At 65.4% G+C, this 17,294-nt stretch carries 15 protein-coding genes; 7 read left to right on the top strand and 8 right to left on the bottom strand.

What is annotated here, in order from left to right; translation table 11 throughout:
* Positions 1 to 162 precede the first annotated feature (162 nt).
* Positions 163 to 873, top strand: coding sequence for a hypothetical protein (locus AMK34_RS21695; RefSeq protein WP_143202539.1), 711 nt, complete (start codon positions 163 to 165; stop codon positions 871 to 873).
* Positions 874 to 1,049: 176 nt separating this feature from the next.
* Here AMK34_RS21695 and AMK34_RS43750 read toward each other — a convergent pair whose 3' ends face one another.
* The 5 genes from AMK34_RS43750 to AMK34_RS21675 form a co-directional block, all read right to left on the bottom strand.
* The gene (locus AMK34_RS43750) at positions 1,050 to 1,283 is read right to left on the bottom strand and encodes a PEP/pyruvate-binding domain-containing protein (RefSeq protein WP_274534442.1); all 234 of its coding nucleotides are present in this window, start codon (positions 1,281 to 1,283) and stop codon (positions 1,050 to 1,052) included.
* Positions 1,280 to 1,762 (bottom strand): PEP/pyruvate-binding domain-containing protein, encoded by a 483-nt coding sequence (locus tag AMK34_RS21690; RefSeq protein ID WP_274534441.1) that lies wholly within the window; start codon positions 1,760 to 1,762, stop codon positions 1,280 to 1,282. The genes AMK34_RS43750 and AMK34_RS21690 overlap by 4 nt, the downstream gene beginning before the upstream one ends.
* A 40-nt stretch (positions 1,763 to 1,802) precedes the next feature.
* Entirely contained in the window at positions 1,803 to 2,630 is an 828-nt protein-coding gene (locus AMK34_RS21685) for a CBS domain-containing protein (RefSeq protein WP_083649941.1), read from the bottom strand.
* Positions 2,631 to 2,677: 47 nt separating this feature from the next.
* Positions 2,678 to 2,851: a hypothetical protein gene (locus AMK34_RS43505; protein ID WP_241832824.1), complete on the bottom strand. Its 174-nt coding sequence runs from the start codon at positions 2,849 to 2,851 to the stop codon at positions 2,678 to 2,680.
* Positions 2,852 to 3,129: 278 nt separating this feature from the next.
* Positions 3,130 to 3,279 (bottom strand): hypothetical protein, encoded by a 150-nt coding sequence (locus AMK34_RS21675; RefSeq protein ID WP_241832823.1) that lies wholly within the window; start codon positions 3,277 to 3,279, stop codon positions 3,130 to 3,132.
* A 689-nt stretch (positions 3,280 to 3,968) separates the two neighbouring features.
* Here AMK34_RS21675 and AMK34_RS21670 point away from each other — a divergent pair.
* The 5 genes from AMK34_RS21670 (at position 3,969) to AMK34_RS21650 (ending at position 8,193) form a co-directional block, all read left to right on the top strand.
* Positions 3,969 to 5,057, top strand: coding sequence for a hypothetical protein (locus AMK34_RS21670; protein WP_073846580.1), 1,089 nt, complete (start codon positions 3,969 to 3,971; stop codon positions 5,055 to 5,057).
* The gene (locus tag AMK34_RS21665; protein ID WP_143202538.1) at positions 5,054 to 5,551 is read left to right on the top strand and encodes a hypothetical protein; all 498 of its coding nucleotides are present in this window, start codon (positions 5,054 to 5,056) and stop codon (positions 5,549 to 5,551) included. The genes AMK34_RS21670 and AMK34_RS21665 overlap by 4 nt, the downstream gene beginning before the upstream one ends.
* A 68-nt stretch (positions 5,552 to 5,619) precedes the next feature.
* On the top strand, positions 5,620 to 5,919 hold the full coding sequence (locus tag AMK34_RS42735) for a hypothetical protein (RefSeq protein ID WP_143202537.1): 300 nt from the start codon (positions 5,620 to 5,622) through the stop codon (positions 5,917 to 5,919).
* Positions 5,920 to 6,276: 357 nt separating this feature from the next.
* The gene (locus tag AMK34_RS21655; protein WP_073846577.1) at positions 6,277 to 7,497 is read left to right on the top strand and encodes a hypothetical protein; all 1,221 of its coding nucleotides are present in this window, start codon (positions 6,277 to 6,279) and stop codon (positions 7,495 to 7,497) included.
* 54 nt (positions 7,498 to 7,551) lie between these two features.
* Complete coding sequence (locus tag AMK34_RS21650) at positions 7,552 to 8,193, top strand: SMI1/KNR4 family protein (protein WP_241832822.1); 642 nt, start codon at positions 7,552 to 7,554, stop codon at positions 8,191 to 8,193.
* A gap of 206 nt (positions 8,194 to 8,399) precedes the next feature.
* Here the strand turns inward: AMK34_RS21650 and AMK34_RS21645 are convergent, their stop codons facing one another.
* Positions 8,400 to 8,912, bottom strand: coding sequence for a GAF domain-containing protein (locus AMK34_RS21645; protein WP_073846576.1), 513 nt, complete (start codon positions 8,910 to 8,912; stop codon positions 8,400 to 8,402).
* Positions 8,913 to 9,309: 397 nt separating this feature from the next.
* On the opposite strand from AMK34_RS21645, the gene AMK34_RS43010 reads away from it, so the two are divergent.
* Positions 9,310 to 9,864 carry an ANTAR domain-containing protein gene (locus AMK34_RS43010; RefSeq protein WP_158073294.1) on the top strand — a complete coding sequence of 185 codons (555 nt, stop codon included), beginning with the start codon at positions 9,310 to 9,312 and terminating at the stop codon, positions 9,862 to 9,864.
* A gap of 513 nt (positions 9,865 to 10,377) precedes the next feature.
* Here AMK34_RS43010 and AMK34_RS21635 read toward each other — a convergent pair.
* Both AMK34_RS21635 and AMK34_RS21630 read right to left on the bottom strand, forming a co-directional pair.
* Positions 10,378 to 10,890, bottom strand: a complete 513-nt coding sequence (locus AMK34_RS21635; RefSeq protein WP_073846574.1) for a hypothetical protein — start codon at positions 10,888 to 10,890, stop codon at positions 10,378 to 10,380.
* 1 nt (position 10,891) lies between these two features.
* The gene (locus AMK34_RS21630; RefSeq protein ID WP_241832821.1) at positions 10,892 to 17,266 is read right to left on the bottom strand and encodes a PA14 domain-containing protein; all 6,375 of its coding nucleotides are present in this window, start codon (positions 17,264 to 17,266) and stop codon (positions 10,892 to 10,894) included.
* Between the last annotated feature and the right edge of the window lie 28 nt (positions 17,267 to 17,294).

Raw genomic sequence — 17,294 nt, 5'->3', positions numbered from 1 at the left:
ATCTGTGCGCAGGCACCATCCCGCAGAACGTCGTTATGGACACTTTCGAACAGCTGACGGGGGCTTTCTGCGAGTCGCCACCTGTAACGCCCGAAACCCGAATGGCGACTATCCGGCCGGTCGAGTTAGACACACTGCGCGGTCAACGACTGAGGAGATCGGATGCGCCTGCTGCTCAGGTATATAACAGGCGGTCCTGGCCATCCGCATACGGATGCTTCGAACGAAGGTGTCAGAAATGTTCTGGCCGGGCTGGGGTGGATGCCGTCCGACGTCAAGTTCTCGAAGGTGAAGCTGGCGGAAATCATCGACAGACTGCCATCGACGATCCGTGAGCAGGTGGCCGGAGCCAATCCGGTGCTCATCAGCACCAGGCCCGGAACCTGGGGCATCGTCAGCCACGAGAACCGCAATCGCCTGCATATCCGCCTCCTGCACGACGATCTGCAGACGTTGCGCGAGGAGGCCGAGGAAGTGGTCGTCAAGTTCCCGGACGCGTTCGGCGCCGAGTTCGAGCGCGATCTGGGATTCGAGCCGGAGGTGGTCATTCGCAGGTTCGACAGCGAGGAACGAATGGTCGCGGGCAGGGTCCGGCGTATGCGTGATTACGGATTCTGGCGTTACCTCAGAGAGGAGCGCAGGCGCGAACTCATGACAATATACATTCTGGCGCTGTTCACCCTGATGACCCTGATCGGATCGATCGCACTGTTCCTCGTCACTTCTTCGACGACCAACGACTATTGGCGAGGATTCCTCGACCGGGCTAGCACGACGTTCCTCACCGCGGTCTTGACCATTCTGATCAACATGATTCTCGAGTACCGCACATGGGCGAATTCGCGGGTACGCATCAAGTGGGCTTTCGAGTAGCCTCGCACGAACCGGACAATACCTCGGGCCGAAGCGTCCACTCCAGGTCTCAGCGCGACGCCTGGCTCGCGACGGCGATCATCAACCTCGCCATCGGGCTGGTCATCAAGCCGACCCCGAAATACGCGGACGCCGGAGTGACTGACCTTGGCGCCCGGCGGGCAGCGACTCACCGATCACTCACCCGGGACTTCGGGTACTCGCACGATGCCGCTATCCGGCTCCACCGCCCCGGAGACGATCGCTTCGCCCTGACCGAAGACCGCCTCGACGACCAGGCGGTCACGATCCCCGGAACGCGGATCCGCGGTGAAGATGACTCCGGAGCGATCGGCGGCGATCATCTTCTGCACCACCACCGTGATCGCGGGCTCCCCGCTGAAACCACGCCCGGCGCGGTACCCGATCACCCGCGGCGAGAACAACGACGCCCAGCAGTCGACGATCCGCTCCCGGACGGCGTTGCCACACACACGTTGGTGAAACTGGCGTTCATCCCGGCGAACGACGCTTCCGCGCCGTCCTCTCCCGTCGCCGAGGACCGGACCGCGATCGGTGTCGACTGCCCGAACCCGTGGTAAGCCTCGATCACGTCCGTCAGGACGCCGGCCGTCATCCCCGCCCGGTGGACCAAAACACGCAGCTCGTCGCACAACCCGGACAGCTGTTCCGGCGCATCCGCCGACGCGAGCGCCTTCTCGTGCAGCTCCGCGATCTCAGCGCGCACTCCTGCTTCGTCGAGCGAGGCCAGGTATGCCTCGCGGAGCACGACGAACCCCGGAGGGACGGAAAACCCCGCAGTGATCAGCTCGCCGAGATTCGCGCCTTTGCCGCCCGCCGTTTCGGCGTCGGCGAGGCTGACCGTCGACAGGTCGCGTACGTAGCTCATCGCTTTCCCTCCAGACGTCGCCTCTTTATGGAGTCCCTGTTCACCGGTTCGCCTCGTCGTCCCATCCGAACCGGACGTGATCGACGATCTCGACGACGCCGGCGATCCGACGCACCAACGCCGCCAGCAGGACAGCTTGACTTCGTCGCTCGACCTCACCGCGCAGGGTCACGGTCCCGTTCTCCACCTCCGCCCGCACCTCACCTCGCGACGGGCGACGGGTCAGTTCCGAGATGTCCCGCAGGACCTCGTCCCGGATCTCCGCGTCCGTCCGGACGAAGGCGTGCACGAGGTCGGCCCGGCTGACGATGCCGGTCAGCTTGCCGTGGCGGTCGACCACCGGCAGCCGCTTGACCCGGTGCCCCACCATCAACCGGGCCGCCTCCACGACCGGCCGACCGGCTTCGACGATCACAGCGGGGGCGCTCATCACGTCCTCCGCGGTTCGCCCGTCCGCTTTGGACCGGATGCCCGGCACTCTCGGCCTCGACGCGGTGACCGACTCGACGTGTTTGAGCAACAGGTCCGCCTCCGAGACGACCCCTATGACATATCGGTCGTCATTCACCACGGGGACCGCGCTGATCCCACGGCCGGCAAGGATCCCGGCGATATCCGCGATCAGAGTGCTCTTCCGCACCGAGTGGACGTCCCGGGTCATGACGTCGCGGACGGCCATTCCGGTCATCGGACGCTCTTCGTCCTCTTCGGACCGTTCCTCGCGCTTCCGCGCGCGATAGGATTCCGCGGCGAAGTATCTCCGCATCGCCGCTTCCGCCAAGTCACCCGAAGAGCGATACGAGCCGGATCCGGCAGCGATCGCGTCACGTGCTTCCTTGGCCGCGCGCGCGTTCTCGACGTCGTTCATGTTCTGCCTCTTTCCTTTGGGGTTGGCGACTCGTACCCGTGAGGCCCTCAGCCAGCCGCGGTCTGCATCAGCCGCGTGGCGAGCGTGGCTCCCCATGCCTCAGCGCGTTCCTGCTCGCCGTCGCACAGGACCGTGGCGTTCTTGCCGGCGTCCACGAAGAAGCTCTCCGGCGGCACCAAGGGAACGCCACGGCGCTTCAGCAGCAGCTTCCGCGCGCCCACCGCGGCGGAACCGGTGAGCCACCGAGCCCGGGGAAGCCTCGTGTCGAAAACCGCGAAGGGAACCCTCCGCGCCGCCGGCGGCAAGGAACCCAGCCACTCCCGCAGGCCGGTCGCCGAACGAACTCCGCCCTCGCCCTGGCGACCGTTCGCGTTGGGAGTCCGAAGACCTCGATCTCGTGGGCCTTTCGGCCCAATCCCGCACCGGGCCGATTGCCCTATCAGCCGCCGGGCGATTTCGCGGTTAGACGAGGTTCAAGCGGTCGACGCAGGGAGGGGTGTCAGACGCCGGGCGTCCGCATACTCCTGCTGCCGGCGGGACTCGCCGAAGACATCGGGCCTGGGTAGCCGTCGGGAGCGCCGACCACCCGTTCACCGATGACGTGGACTTCGAAACGGCCTGGATCGTAGCCGCCTGCCTCCCAAGCCATGTCGCTTGTCTCGACGCGCCACTCATGCCCGGTGGCACGCTCTCGCACCAGCCAGCTCAGCCCGCCCACCTCCTTGACCTGTGCTTCATACCTCGATCAACCGCGCACCCTAGCACGGCAATAGAACACATGTTCGCATGCGACTGACACTGTCCCGCTGCCCAAGACAGGGCTTGGGGAGACTGTGCGGACGAGCGGCGCGGACGTGCGGTGCCATCCAAGCCAGCCCGGAGAGCCACGGCACTTTTCCACAGTGCGCGAGCGCGTCCTCAATGGACTGTTTTCGACAGGGCGCAAAGTTCTGGCCGATTCCAGCCAGTCGCCATAGCCTCTTTGCGTAGCTGCGGGTGATCGGGAGCCTGCCACCATAGAGACCACTCCGGACAAGCTCGGAGAATCGCCGACACTGGGTCGGGAGAATAGTCCAGCGTGGTCAGTTCTCGCGGTCACGTCAAGCAGTGACGCTCCCGCTCACAGTCCGGGCGGTGGAACCAAGGCCTGCAACAGGGACACCACGCCCAGCTGGACAACGGAAGGAGATCAAAGTGAAAGCACTTTGCCTGCATAGCGGATGTGGGTAAGCGGGTTCAAGACCGACACAGGGTGCCTACAGGGTCGGGTCAGCATGATGGTGCCGGTAGCAATCGGCGGGATACGGGCCTCGGACGGCCGGCGCAGGAGGAGCACAGATGTCTTTCAAGGTCCAAACAGACGCACTACGTGATTTCTTCGACTTTCTCGACGAGTATGCTGGCGACGCGCAGTTCTTGGTGAACGGCAACTTGGACATTCCCAACTTGGACGTGCACGAGCAAGGGCTATTGATGTACCTCTCCGGCGCCTACGACGAGGGGTGTGACGAGATGTACGCACGCGCGTGTGAGCTGAAAGAGATAGCGCGCCAGTCGCGCGATGCCATCGGATTGGCCGCGAGGTTTTACGACAGCAAGGACAAGTCGAACGCCGCAGCACTGGACGCCAAGTACGACCCTGTGCCGGCGGGCGAGATTGATGCCCCGCCCGACAATTCCGCGAAGGCCAGCTTCAAGTACCACCCCTTGCACGACTTGAAGCACACCGACGAGGAAGTGAAGGACCTGAAACCGAAGGGGTGGTGGATAGAAGACGACTATCGGAGTCTGACCGAAAAAATCAGTGCCATCGGGAACCTTCGCTCGTGGATGAAGACGACGTTCGGCTGGGACCCGCTCACCTGGATGAACGAACTGTTCAACGGCGAGTGGGAGAAGTTCGCGCAGGCCGCACTCGAGTGGAAGATATGTGGCGCCGTCGCGAAAGGCATGGCAGAGAACCTCAACCCAGCGCTGCTGAAGCTCCCCGACGTATGGGAAGGCAACGCCGCCGACAACGCTATCCGGTACTTCACCGAGCTGCAGAAGGCGACCGAGGTCGAGGCGGAGACCTACCAGCTACGCTACGAGCTGGTAAAACTCTACGTTGAGTACGTGTACGAGCAGCAACAGGTGCTGAACGACCAAATCAACACGGCGATCGACCTCGCGGTCGACGCGCTGCTCCTACTGTTCACCGGCGCGTCACCCCCCGCCCTCGTGGACACCGTCAACAACCTCATCATGGTCGTCAACTGTGCTCTCGACTACGCAAAGATCATCGAAACCTACGTTGCCGCCTGGAACATGCAAGACTTTCCGGAGTGCACCTTGAGGAAGCTTCCCGCGCCGGACACAGATGGAGACAAGATTAAGGCATGGGAGCACCCGGATCCTGCCGCTGCCGACGAGTTGAGCCTGTCATGACCGAGATGCCCAGCGGTACGTCATTGCCAGCCGTGAATCCGGAGAAACTCCGGCAACTGCACGAGACGGCGCTCCAAGCGGCTGCGAAGAGTCGCCATCCGGTCATCGCCGAAATGGCACGCGAGGTACTCGCCGGTCGTCTGACGCTCCGCGAGGCGGTCACCGGCGCCGCATACCGCGAGGCGTTCACCGAAGCCAGCGATCGGGCCATGGAGTCCCTACAGGGCAAGACCATCGATGACCTCCGGCGGGCCGCGACGGAGGTTCCCCACGCCACACCCGACGATGAGCCCGCGGAGGGCGGACCACTGCCGGGCGACCGGCTCGCCGGGATCGCGGAGACCGAACCGGACGACGCGTACTTCGACCAGCCGATCATGTCTGCGCCTTCGACAAAGTCGCGGGCCGGCAGTACGCCATCGAACCCCGATCACCAACCGCCAACCCGGCCTCGTCGGTCCAGGTGGTCGCGCCCGCTGCGTGAAACCCGATGATCCGGACGAGGACGATGATCACTTCACCACATCGATCATAACCACTTCGGCAAAGAGCGTGAAGGGCGTTGCCTGAGCCGAAGGCTTCCTCACCTTCGCAAGAACTAGCGCGGGATCTGTCAATTTTGGACCACCGCATCATTGTCGACGCCGACCGGACCGCACTGGGCACCGCCGCCACGGCGGTGCAACCGCCGATCCCGATCCTGGACGAATGTCTGAAGTCACAATGCCGGATCGACCGAATGTCAGGCCCTCAGCCGGAAATTCTTTTGCCAGCAAGGAAAGACCTGGGCCTCGTTCCGGATCTGGCATGGGACTGTGGCCTCTCCCTGCGCGCATTCCGTGATGCACCAGTTCCGGCGTGACGCGAAGCCCTCGCGAGGGTTCTGATCGGCGCGGGTACGGTACAGCGTCCCATTCGGGAACGCGGGCAGTTCGGGGGGTACCGGTGAGCAGAACCTCGGCGAGCGGATCCTCCGGGGCTGCTCAATCAGGTTGGCGATCAGAGCGGTGCGGGTGAGGTCGTCGCCGAGCCATAGCCCGCGGCGCTCGGCGAGGGTGGCCAGAGCCTTATCGATCAACCGGCTGCAGCCGGGCGCAGTTCCCCTGAAGAGGTTCTTAAGCGAGATGGCAACTTGGATGCTCTCGGGTTGAGACCTGATCCCGAGAACGTCGACAGATCGACCCGGCGGACAGCGGCGACCGAGGATCCCGGTTACGGCGTGGACAGTGCCCAATTCGATCGTGGCGCCAAGCCCGAGAATCCCTACCAGTACATCGAGTACCCCGACTGCCGCGCGAACGACGACGCCGCCAGGCCGATCGGCTGGATCAAGAACAGGTTCTCGTACTGCCAGAAGTTCCTGTTCCCGATCTCGTACTACGATGTCACGACCGGCCTGACCAGCACAGCTACCATCCAGAACACGATCATCGGGTACGGCAAGATCGGCCCATACCCCGGCAATCCCACGCGGCGCTTCGCCGACTTCCGCTTCACCGCCCAGGTCCTCGAACCCAACGGGATCTTCCTCGACCCGCGCAGTGAGATGGAGATCGCCGTCAAATGCGCCGGCGAATACCGGGTCGACATCGGCATCGACAACGATCGGGCCTGCTACCCGAACAGTGCCCTGGAGCGCCACGACAAGAGCTTTATCGGATGGGGCCTCGACCCGCAAGTCCACTACGAGCTCTTCTCCGAAGGACAGAGCCCCAGCGTGCAGTACGGCGAACAGCTCGCCCAGGGAGTGTTCCACTTCGAGTACGACTTCGACTTCCCCGGCGTGAACACCGACCCGACCAAGAAGACCTACGAGGGTGGACTGCGTTTCGACAGCGCGTACTACCTGTGGGACAAACAAGGCAGCATCTTCGACCGTGCCGTGCCGGGAATCGCCTATTCGAAGAGCGACCCCAAGGTCGCACGCCACGCAGTGTTCGTCGACGAGGCACGCGCCAACCCCGGAGCCTCCTGGCCCCCCAAAGCAGGCAAGCGACTACTCGGCGGCAGTCCACTGCATGCCGACTCCCTGCACCGCGTGGCCGTGGCGAAAGGCCACGACATCATCCGCGACCGAAACCGCGCCACGGCACGCGACGTGTGCTACACACGGCCGAACATGCCCCCAGCGCTCCCCGAGGAAGGCCCGGACGTCGACTGCGACGAGTACTCCTACGCCACCACCTACGAAGGAGCCGCCGGCTGGCGTGACCCGGGAGGCGTCTTCGACCCGAACAAGTACCGGGATGAGTTCGCCGTACGGCTCGTGAACAGGGCACACAATCAGGAGGCCGGCAACCGGCTGAACTCCTTTACCAAACCCACCGGATTCTCGACGTGGATCGCCTCATCCCACCGTGGAATCAGGAATTGGACCCGAACGACCAAGAACGTTTCTGGGTTCCCATCACCCCCTAGACTGCCACGGTCGCCTGACTGACAAGGCGGGTGCGTCCCGGTGCGGCCGGACGCACCCCGCCCGCACCCCATTCGGATGCACGCCGACGAGAAGGTGGCATTTGTGACTGCACCGGTCGACCAGCTATGGCAGCAGATAACGACCTTGCTCCAGGAACACGCCCCAGCAACCTCGCGGGCGATCCGCCCAGCGGGTCCCGCGGAGGAGATCCGCGGTCTCGAGCGCGTCGTCGGACTGTCCCTGCCAGCGGATCTCGTCGACTGGTGGTCACTCACGGACGGCGTCGACGACCGCCACGACCAACGAGCCGGGACTCTGGTGCCGAACCGGTTCGTCCCCCTCTCCGCGAGCCGCGCCCGCGAGGAATACCAACGACTCTCCGAGTCGACCGCCACAGACCCCACCTGCTGCGGCCCAGACCAAACACACCAGAACCAAGCAGGCGAGGACGGCAGTCCCTTCTGCTCAGCACTGGTCCCCATCAGCACCGACGGCACCGGAGCCGCCCTCTGCGTTGACCTGCGCAGCGGCGACGACCACGGCATGATCATGATCATGGCACCCGGTGACGGCTTCAGCGCGACCCACTGGGGCAGCGTGACCGACATGCTCACCGAGATCACCGAACGACTCGACTCCTACGCCCACGGAACCGACCTTCCCTACGGCGAAAAACACCCAACGGTCACCACCGAGGGCATGCTCCACTGGGCCTAGAGACATCCAGCCAGCGTCCCAAGGATCGCCAGCGCGCCGCGCTAGGGGTTCACGGGGTTCCACACCCGCGCCCCGCGCCGGAATCGGTCGAGCCTGTGAGAGAGCATGCGCGCGCCGAGACGAGCGTCTTCAACAGGGGACGCTGCGTGGCGACTGGTCCCCTGGCGCTGGCCTCGCGTGCTCATCGACGATGCGGTGTCTCTCATTCACCGTCGTGCACACCGGATGGCTGCGCCGCAGGCGGTCACCGCGTCCGCGAGGGCCCGGGCCACCCGCACCTCCAGTGCCGACAGCACCGGCTCCTGGGTGTTCACCAGCATCAGAACACCCGCCTTCGCATCCTGCGTGCGTACAGGAATCGCCGTGACCGCGGCGACACCGGCCTCCCCGGCAGACCGGTCGAACCGTGGCCACCGCGGATCTCCCGAGCCGCATCTGACCGGCCCCAGGGCTTCCCGGCTGCGCATGCTGTCCCAGCACGGCCCCTCGGCCATCGCCAGCTGCGTCTCCAGCAGATCACGGCACAGGTCGGTCGACGCGACCGTACTGCCGGCCCGTCCCCGCCTGTCCAGCTGGGTGATAGCGACAGCCTGGACGGTCAGCAGATCGCGAACGTGAACAGTGAGACCACCGAGCAAGTCCAGGGCATCGGGCTCGCCCGCCCGATGGGAGAGATCGAGTACCGCGTCAGCGATGCGCACCTCGCGTTCAGTGGCCACCGCCGCCTCCCGAACACTCCGGTCATTTCTCCACTGCCCACATCGGGCGCGGGAAACTTGCAAGCTTCACAATGAGCTGGAGGATTACGTTAATGCACTGAGCACGCGGACACCATCGACACATTCTTCACAGAATAATCTGGTGATCATCCCCGCCGAATGCCCTGTCGGCCAGCAGGATGACATCACTTGCCCCCTGAGAATCCGTTTTCTTACGCTCTGTACCCGAAGTGAGGCCTTGCACCAGCCGTCACCAGAAGGCCCGCTCGCCTGGACACCGCCTCCGAGGGCTGTCGGCACGAGCCGCCACGGTATGCCTCACTCGAGGTTGGAGGACAGGATAACAACGAGCAGGATCGACTTCGCCTTGCTGGGCGTCGATGGGATCACCACATCCGTGACGACCGCCGCCACCGTCGAGATGACCTGGTTCAGTGACGAGATCAGCGCCCGGCTCGACGATGACCAGTTCACAACAGGAGAAGGACCGGTCTTCGACGCCATCACCGGCCACCGGCCGATCCTGTGTCCCTCCCTCGCCACCACCTCCCGCTGGCCGGGGTTCACCGCCTGCGCCCTGAAACTCGGCGTGCACGCCGTCTTCGCCTTCCCCGTGCTCCACGGACCGACCTGCGTCGGGGCGATGATGTGCCATCGAGGAGAAGCAGCGCCGATGAGCGACGTCCAGGTAGCCGCCGCCATGACACTCACCGACCTGCTCCGCTCCGACGTCATGGCCTGGGACACCGACAGCAGCGACCCGGACGCCCCCTCGTTTCACCGGGCGGTGGTGCACCAGGCCGCCGGGATCCTGTTTGCACGCCTCGCCATCCCGGTCGACGACGCGCTCGCACGCCTCAGGGCGCACGCCTTCAGCCACCAGCGAGCGATCACCGACGTAGCCCACGACGTCATCACCGGACACCTGCACCTCCCCCAGGACACCGCCTGACCCCATGTTGTGCCGTTCCCCGGCCGGTGCCGTTCTGAACGGGATTTCCCGGCACCTCTTTCACCTGCACCGATGGGACTTCCCGTCCGAAGTCGTTCGGAACCCCCTGCTGCCTTGCGACGACAGGCACAGTGATTCACCGACAGAACACCGACGGCTGGAGCACTCATGACCGGCAGCAGAGACCGCAAACCCCCGTAGCCTCGTCCACACCATCATCGGCGGGGTCGTCTCAGGAGTGGTGCGTGCCGCGCTGGGATGGCCCCGTTGTGGAACACCGACACTGATCAGCAGATCGGTGCCGCCACGGGCGGCACCGGCGCCGGGCTCGCGTTCAGCCCGGACGGCCGCACCCTCGCCGCCAGAGGAAGAAGCGGGAACTGGGCTACCCCGTCACGACGCCACAGCCTGGTGTCATGAACACCAGATCCGGCGACCGTCGCTGCTCTCATAAGCACCGCACCAGCAGTTCTTGATCATACGGGCGACAGCACCTTCTCGTCCGCGGCGAAACTACGGCCTCCATTTTCGCACGAGTACCGGGGGCCAAGAAATATCGAAATTGACCCAGCTCAGCGCGACACCCGAGTTACCTCCGAAGATCTTGAGTCGCTCGAACAGCGGAAACCTGACGAGCGAGAACCCGAATCTCATGACTGCATCGACGTGCTCGACCAAGTCCGCTTCGCTCAGCGCATGGGTCCCGCCAGGCTCAGGGCCGCGTTGACGGCTTTCGACACCCTGCCCGAGGTCGGCTGGTGCTCCTTCGAACTCGTAGGTGACGAACACGCCCGGCGCGGAGTCGATCGACAAGAACGCCTGCATCTCTTCGACGACGACCGTCAAGGTCGGACCGCTTCGACGCGCAGCGCTGACCCGGACGATCTGCGGAAGATTCGAGGCCTCGCTATTGACGACCGCTTTGAACAGCCCATTGGTGGTGTGCGCCAGTGCGTTTACCTCGCGGACCAGCGCTTCAGCCCACAGACGTGACATTTCGGCCGGCGTAAGCTCGTCGTCACCCATTTCAGTAACGCTTCGGCCCCTTCATGATGTGATAGTGCCGAAACCTTTTCGGCAGCCTCGAGTACGAGATACGGAACGTGGAGTTCTTCGGGTTCTTGCCGACGCTCCAGCCGATCCGCAGCTTCCGGTGCTTGTTGTTCCACTTTCCGCCGGGAAGTATCTTGTGCATCGACTGACGAACACGGTTCGGCATGGCACTGCTGTTTCCGAACCGTTTGCTCACGAACCCGAGCCTTCGAGAACGTGACACGACACTGCCGACGATGCGAGTGTAACGGGAGACACCTTGGGTAAGTGCGACCGCGGCGAAGCTGGCTGCCCGGGCCCAGTTGCCTTGGATCGCGTTACCCGCGGCCGCGATCCCCGCGGCGACGGTTCCGATCGGGCCCGGCACCCAGGAAACCCATTCAGCGACGGGGGTCACTACCCGGGCAACCGCCTTGACACCATTCCAGAGCGAGCCCCAGAACCCATGACCGTCAAGGTCGACACTGTTGATGGGATCGCCGGCGACGTAGTCGTAGTCGTTGGCGGAGCCGCCCTCTTCGGGGTCGACAGACAAGAACCGACCGAGCAGCGGGCTGTATGGGCGTGCGCCCATCTGCACCAAAGCCAGGGCCCCAGTGTGTTCGTAGGACCGCTGGTGCTGGCCCAGCCACCCGTAGTCCATAGAACCTGGTGAGTTGTCCGGGACGTTCTGCGGATCGACAGCACCCGCAGTGGTCAGTGGCTGGCCGTACGGGTCATACGAGCGCAGGTCGCCGACCTGGTGCCCGACCGCGTCGGTGGACAGGACCAGGTCACCCCGGACCGACGGGTGGTCATACGACGGGGTGAACGCGCCGTCGTTTCCGACCTTACTGGTGTACAGAACCCCACCCGGAAGAGTAACCGACAGCGACGTGAGACGGTTCTCGGCGTTGAGGGTCAGGTCGGCGGAGTCGCCGTCGCCAGTGAAGCCGTAGCGGACGACGGTGTTGTTGTCGCAGTCACGCGGGTCGCGGCGGACGATGCGGTCGGTGGCGTCGCGGGTATAGGCGATGTCCGCGTTCAGTGCGGAGGTGGGGCCGATGGTGCGGGCGCCGGTGTTGCGGTTGGAACCGTCCCAGGTCAGCGTGGTGGTGCTGCCGTCCGCGGACTTCCAGCTGGTGATGTTGCCGTCGACGTCGTAGGCGAATCCGGTAAGAGTGGTGGCACCTTCGGTGGCCAGGATCCGGTCTGCGGCGTCGTAGCAGTAGCGGGTTTCCGCGGTTCCGGCCGCGGTTTGGTCGAGCAGCCGCATCCGGTTGGTGTTGAGGCCCGCGTTCGCCTGGGTGCCGACGGGGCAGGTCGCGGACGCGGTGGAGGTGTAGTCGTAGGTGTAGTGATGGCCGGTGACGTAGGCCTCGGTCAGTCGGCCGGCGCCGTCGTAGAGGTAGTTCGGTGCGTTCGGGCGGGCGTCGGTCCCGGCGAGGGACTCGTCGATGATCGTGCCCGCCGTGGTGCGTCCGACCTGGGAGACGATGTCCTTGTCGTCACTGGTCTTCCAGCCCAGCGACAGCGCGCGGGCGGCGTTGTCTTTGCTCACCGAGGCCAGCGAGGTGCCGTTGGCGTAGGTGACGGTGGCGAGTTCGCCGGCGTTGTCGTAGCCGACCGTGGCCAGGGTCGTGCCGTCGAGCTTCTGGGTCTGCACGCGTCCGGCGTCGTCGTAGGTGAATGAGAGAGTCCGCGACGCGTCGGCGGTGTCGGGCGGGGTGACAGTGGTCGACGTGACGCGTCCGGCCTGGTCGTAGAGGGTGCCTGTGCGGACTCCGTTGACGTCGGTGTAGGTGGTGACCCGGCCGAGCAGGTCGGACGTGGTGGTGATGGTGCCTTTGTCGTCGGAGACCGAGCGGGTGAGCGGGTCCCCGCCGACCGCGTAGTCGTGCTTGACCGTCACTGCCGGCGAGGTCGCCGACGCCGGGACACGTATCTCGACGGGACGGTCACGATTGTCGTAAGTGGTGCAGGTCCAGCCACTACCGGTGGACTCGGCCAGCACCCTGCCGGTCGCGTCGTAGACCTGCTCGTCGACCCGCGCGGGCCCGGTGGCGGGTGCGGTGGAAGTGATCAGTTTGGCCATTCCGCCCTGGTTCACTGCGGCGCTGCCGGGAACGCACGGGTTCGCGCGCGTTTCGGTGTCGCCGTAGTAGGCGTAACCGGTCTTGGCGCCAGTGGCCATCGTTTTGCCGGTCTTGCGCAGGTATCCGCTGCCCGGCTGTTCATAGCTGACCGAGCCGTTGATCTTGAGCCCGCCCGGGTTGCCCTGGCCGGAGGTGGCGAGGCCGTAGACCGGGTCGAGCCCGTTCTCGTCGAATCGGGTGGTGCCGACCTTGTCCGCCACCCCGCCGGACTCGGCCGCGGTGGTGGAGGTGGTCAGTCCGTACCGCGGCTTGAGCTGCGCGCCGGGGACGGGTTCCTGTGTGCCGGACGGGGTGGTCCAGTGCAGTTCGAGCTGGGCGGTTTGATCGAACTCGTAGTAGTCGATCCGGATCCGCTTCGCCGCCCCCGGAGTGGTGTTGTTCACGACGCCGGTGCGCCACTTCGGAGTGGTGTTGACCCAGTCGTCGATGACGATCTGGTCGTCCACCCATACGCGGACCCCGTCGTCGGCCAGCACGCGCAGGGTGTAGTTCCCGGCGGCCGGGAACACGATGTCACCAGTGGCGCGCAGGGAGAAGTGGTCCGCGGGGATGCCGTCTGCGGGCGCGGCGGTGTTCCAGTTCTTCACCAGCTGCCCGCCGGGGCCGGCGATGCCGGTGGTGTAGGTCTTCGGGGCGCCGGAAAGGCTGTCATTGTCGTGATAGGCGACGGACAGGCCGTTGATGCCCTCGTCGTAGCCGGTGTGTCCGTGCGACATCCCGCACGTGCCGTTCGGCTGCTGGCCGTTGAAGCACGACGTCGGCGCGGGGCCGTAGGAGTCGGTGGCGCGGTCGGCGTAGTCGTAGACGGTGGTCGCCTTGCGACCGGCCGCGTCGGTGGTGGACAGGGCTTGGTCCTTCGCGCCCCATTCCTGCGTCGAGGTCTTGCCCGCGGCGTCCGTGGTGGACAGTGTGCGGTCGGCCTCGTCGTAGGTGACCTTGCTGGCGAACCCGGTGGCCGGGTTCAGGCCGGCTGTGTCGGTAAAGGACGTGCGGTTGGCCGGGTCGTAGCGGTAGGTCGTTTTCGGCCGCGGCTGGCCGGGTGCCGGAGCAGGTTCGGTGACGTTGACGACCTGGGTTTTGCCGTTCTGGTCGGCGTAACCGATGGTCGTGTAATAGTCGATCAGGTTGCGGCTCGCCGGGTCGGCGGCGACCCAGTCGGTGACCAGCGGGCTGCGGACGGCGGTGACTCGACCGCCGCTGTCGTAGAGGTAGTCGTTGTTCTCCGAACCCGGGTCCTCGATCCGGGCGAGGCGGCCTTGGGCGTACCACAGGAACGTCTGGCTGCCGTCCCAATAGGACACACGGCAGAGCATCTGCGACGGCGCGAGCGTGTCAGTCCCGGCTGGCGCGTTGGTGCCGCCGTAGCAGTCGTCGCCGGCGCGGTTGTAGTGCAGGGTGTGAACTCGGCCGGAGACCGGGTCCTTGATCTGCGTCAGCCGGGACGGGGTGCCGGTGTAGATGTTCTGCAGCGCCGCCGGCTTGCGCGAATCCGTGACGGAGGCTTGGGTGTCGAGCTTGCCGTCCACGCGGAAGGTGAACACGTCACCACCGTCGCGCAGGGTGACGCGGCCGGCAGAGTCGAGGCCGAGGACGCCGTCCTCGCCCACCGGCGGGGTGTATCCGCCAGTGGACTTCTTGGTCCAGGTGTGCTTGGCGCCGGTGGCGTCGGTGAGCACGATGTTCTGGTCGGTGACCTTGGCTTCGGTGTAGCTGGTGCCGTCACCGTCGAGGTCTGCCGAAAGAGTCCAGCCTTGCGGCAGCGCGGGCAGATCGCTGGAGAACAGCCAGTCCGCCGGGACGATCTGCGGGGCGACAGTGGTGTTGTCGCTGGTCCGAACGAACAGCCGCATCTTCGCCGCGCCCGTCGCCTCGGCGTTCTCGACCTTGATCGGGACACGCTGACCGGCGGTCAGGGTGACGTTGGTGGACTGGGTCCAGTTCACGTCGCTGGGAACACCTACGTCGTAGACCTTCGCGCCGTTTATCCACACCACCGCGCCGTCGTCGTGCACCCCGGCGAACTGGTAGGTCCCGGCGACCGGGGCCTGGAAAAAGCCCTCCCAGCGGGCGACGAACCAGTCCGCGGGCAACGCTGGCGCGAACGGTGAGTCGGTGCCCCAGTCGACGTTCACCTGCGGCTCGGTGCGGGTCAGCACGGGCTGCTGAGCGTCACTGATCAACCCGTTGTGCGACAGGTCGACGAAATAGGAGGCTTTGAGGCCCTTGTTCTCCTGCTGCTGTGAGTTGAAGGTGAAGTTCAGCCCGGCGTTACCGCCGACGGTGGTGAACGACGGGGTCTGCTGTGATAGCGAGGCGTTGCCGTTGGCGAGGTTGACCGTGACCGGCCCGGCGTCGTCGGTTGGGGACGGGCCGTGGTCACCGATGCGCTGGTCGACCTTGAGGTGCCCGATCCATGTCGGGGTGATCGTGGTCCCGCCGCTCGAGGTCATCGCCTGCCAGGTGTAGGCGACGCCGTCCTGCAGGATCCCCGCCGGAACGGTCCACGTCGGCGTCGGCAGACAGCCGGACTCGACCACGACACCGGACTTGCCGTCCGCGCCGGTCGCGATGCGGAAGCAATACTTCACCGCGTCACCATCGGGATCGGTGACCGGCTTCACCGACAACGTCGGCGTCAGAGTGGTCGACACCGAGTTATCCGCAGGGCCGACAAGTGTGGTCGCGGGGGCGGGACTGCCGGTGTCGACGGTGAGGGTGGCGTTGAGGTTCTTGTAAGTCCAGGTTCCCGGGTTCTCGGCGCCGATCAGCATGAAAAACACGCTGCCGTCGCGGGCGTTCACGCGGTCCCGGATGAAGCCGGTCAAGCCTTCACCGACGAAGCTGCCGACGTCACCGACCAGGGCGCTGGTCATGTAGCCACCGACGCCGTTGAAGTTGAACGCGGACGCGTGATGCAGGTTCGCGTTCCAGGTCTTCAACGAGCCGACGACGCTGGTGTTGCGGGTCAAGTCCATGCGGGCCCCGACGACGGTCTTGCCGAACAGCGGCGTGTAATCCACGTTGAAGACACTGCGGTTGTAGGTGTCGCCCTTGGCCTGGCTGTTGCCGATCCGCAAGCCACACGCGTCACAATTCGTGCCGTCCGAACGGTACGAATGGGACTCCTTGACCCCGTAGGTGAAGGTCGGATCCACATAGACCGGGTAGACGCGCTTGGGGTCACGCAGCCAATTCGCGTCGACGGCGACGGTGAGCCACCAGTCCGTCCCGGCCTGCTCGAGGGAGTAGGTGCCGCCTGTCATCGCGGGCGCGGACTCGCCGTTGCCCGCGGAATCCCAGGTCTCGATCGGCGGCATCACGATCTTCGCCGCCCCGGTCTGGTCAGCGAGGACGACGGTGCCGTTCTCCAGTTTCGGGGTCAGGCCACCGGTGTTGAGCTTGAACTTCCACGACGACCGGCCGTCAGCGGGCAGGCGCTTGAGCTTGATGGTCTCCTTGACCGCGCCCGGCGTGACCTCGTACTCCAGATCCGTCCCGGCCGCGACCTCCGGATACGTGACGGAATCACCCTTCACCGCGGCTGTCGATCCAGCAGCCTTGTCCATCGCGAGGCTCGCGATGTGCCCACCCGACTCGACCTGCAGCACCGCACCGTCGTCGGCCTTCGTCGCCAGCGACGGGCTCAGCGGATGCTGATCCGCGTCGGCGCGCTTGGTCGCGGGATCGGTCGACAGAGTGGTCTGGACCGGCTGCCAATTCCCCGCCGCGTCCTGCACGTTCAGCGGCTGGTTCGACTGCCGCACCGACCGGGTGCCGTCGGGGTTCTCGTACTCGGTCACGAACATCGACCGTGACACCGGCTTCGACCGCTGCGGATCGAAATGACTGCCCGCACCACCGTCAAGCCGGGACCTGGCACCGAAATCCGCCGTAGACGGCGCCTGTTGCGTGACCGGCGCGGCCGGTTCGGACGGCAGGACGCCGACCTCACGCGGATCGATCCGCTCGGCCGCCGCTGCCTTCGGCGAAGCCGAGACAGCCTCCGTGCTCCCGATCACCAGGACCGCGATCAACAGGAAGATCAGAGCTCTGATCCACCGAGTTCTTTCGATCTCACGGTGCAACAGGAACACGAACGCCCCCTCCATCGCGACGGCGAACGCCGTCGACGCAGTCTCGCCTCGGCCTGTCGGGGACCGGGGCGTGATCGAGGGGATGACCCGCCCGACCGAGCCGTTCATCGTCACGACCACGGGTAGTCGTTACATCACTTCCTGAGTT

This window comes from Amycolatopsis sp. CB00013 (genome assembly GCF_001905755.1).
In the GTDB taxonomy this organism is placed as follows: domain Bacteria; phylum Actinomycetota; class Actinomycetes; order Mycobacteriales; family Pseudonocardiaceae; genus Amycolatopsis; species Amycolatopsis japonica.
Note: the sequence above shows the minus strand (reverse complement) of the source record. Positions and strands in the feature narration are given on the sequence as shown.

What these genes read in the sequence shown, in the direction of transcription:
- AMK34_RS21685 (WP_083649941.1), bottom strand. Translation starts at nt 2,630, where the DNA reads ATGAACGACGTCGAGAACGCGCGCGCGGCCAAGGAAGCACGTGACGCG.
- AMK34_RS21695 (WP_143202539.1), top strand. Translation starts at nt 163, where the DNA reads ATGCGCCTGCTGCTCAGGTATATAACAGGCGGTCCTGGCCATCCGCAT.
- AMK34_RS21690 (WP_274534441.1), bottom strand. Translation starts at nt 1,762, where the DNA reads ATGAGCTACGTACGCGACCTGTCGACGGTCAGCCTCGCCGACGCCGAA.
- AMK34_RS21650 (WP_241832822.1), top strand. Translation starts at nt 7,552, where the DNA reads ATGCACGCCGACGAGAAGGTGGCATTTGTGACTGCACCGGTCGACCAG.
- AMK34_RS21675 (WP_241832823.1), bottom strand. Translation starts at nt 3,279, where the DNA reads ATGGCTTGGGAGGCAGGCGGCTACGATCCAGGCCGTTTCGAAGTCCAC.
- AMK34_RS21665 (WP_143202538.1), top strand. Translation starts at nt 5,054, where the DNA reads ATGACCGAGATGCCCAGCGGTACGTCATTGCCAGCCGTGAATCCGGAG.
- AMK34_RS21635 (WP_073846574.1), bottom strand. Translation starts at nt 10,890, where the DNA reads ATGGGTGACGACGAGCTTACGCCGGCCGAAATGTCACGTCTGTGGGCT.
- AMK34_RS21670 (WP_073846580.1), top strand. Translation starts at nt 3,969, where the DNA reads ATGTCTTTCAAGGTCCAAACAGACGCACTACGTGATTTCTTCGACTTT.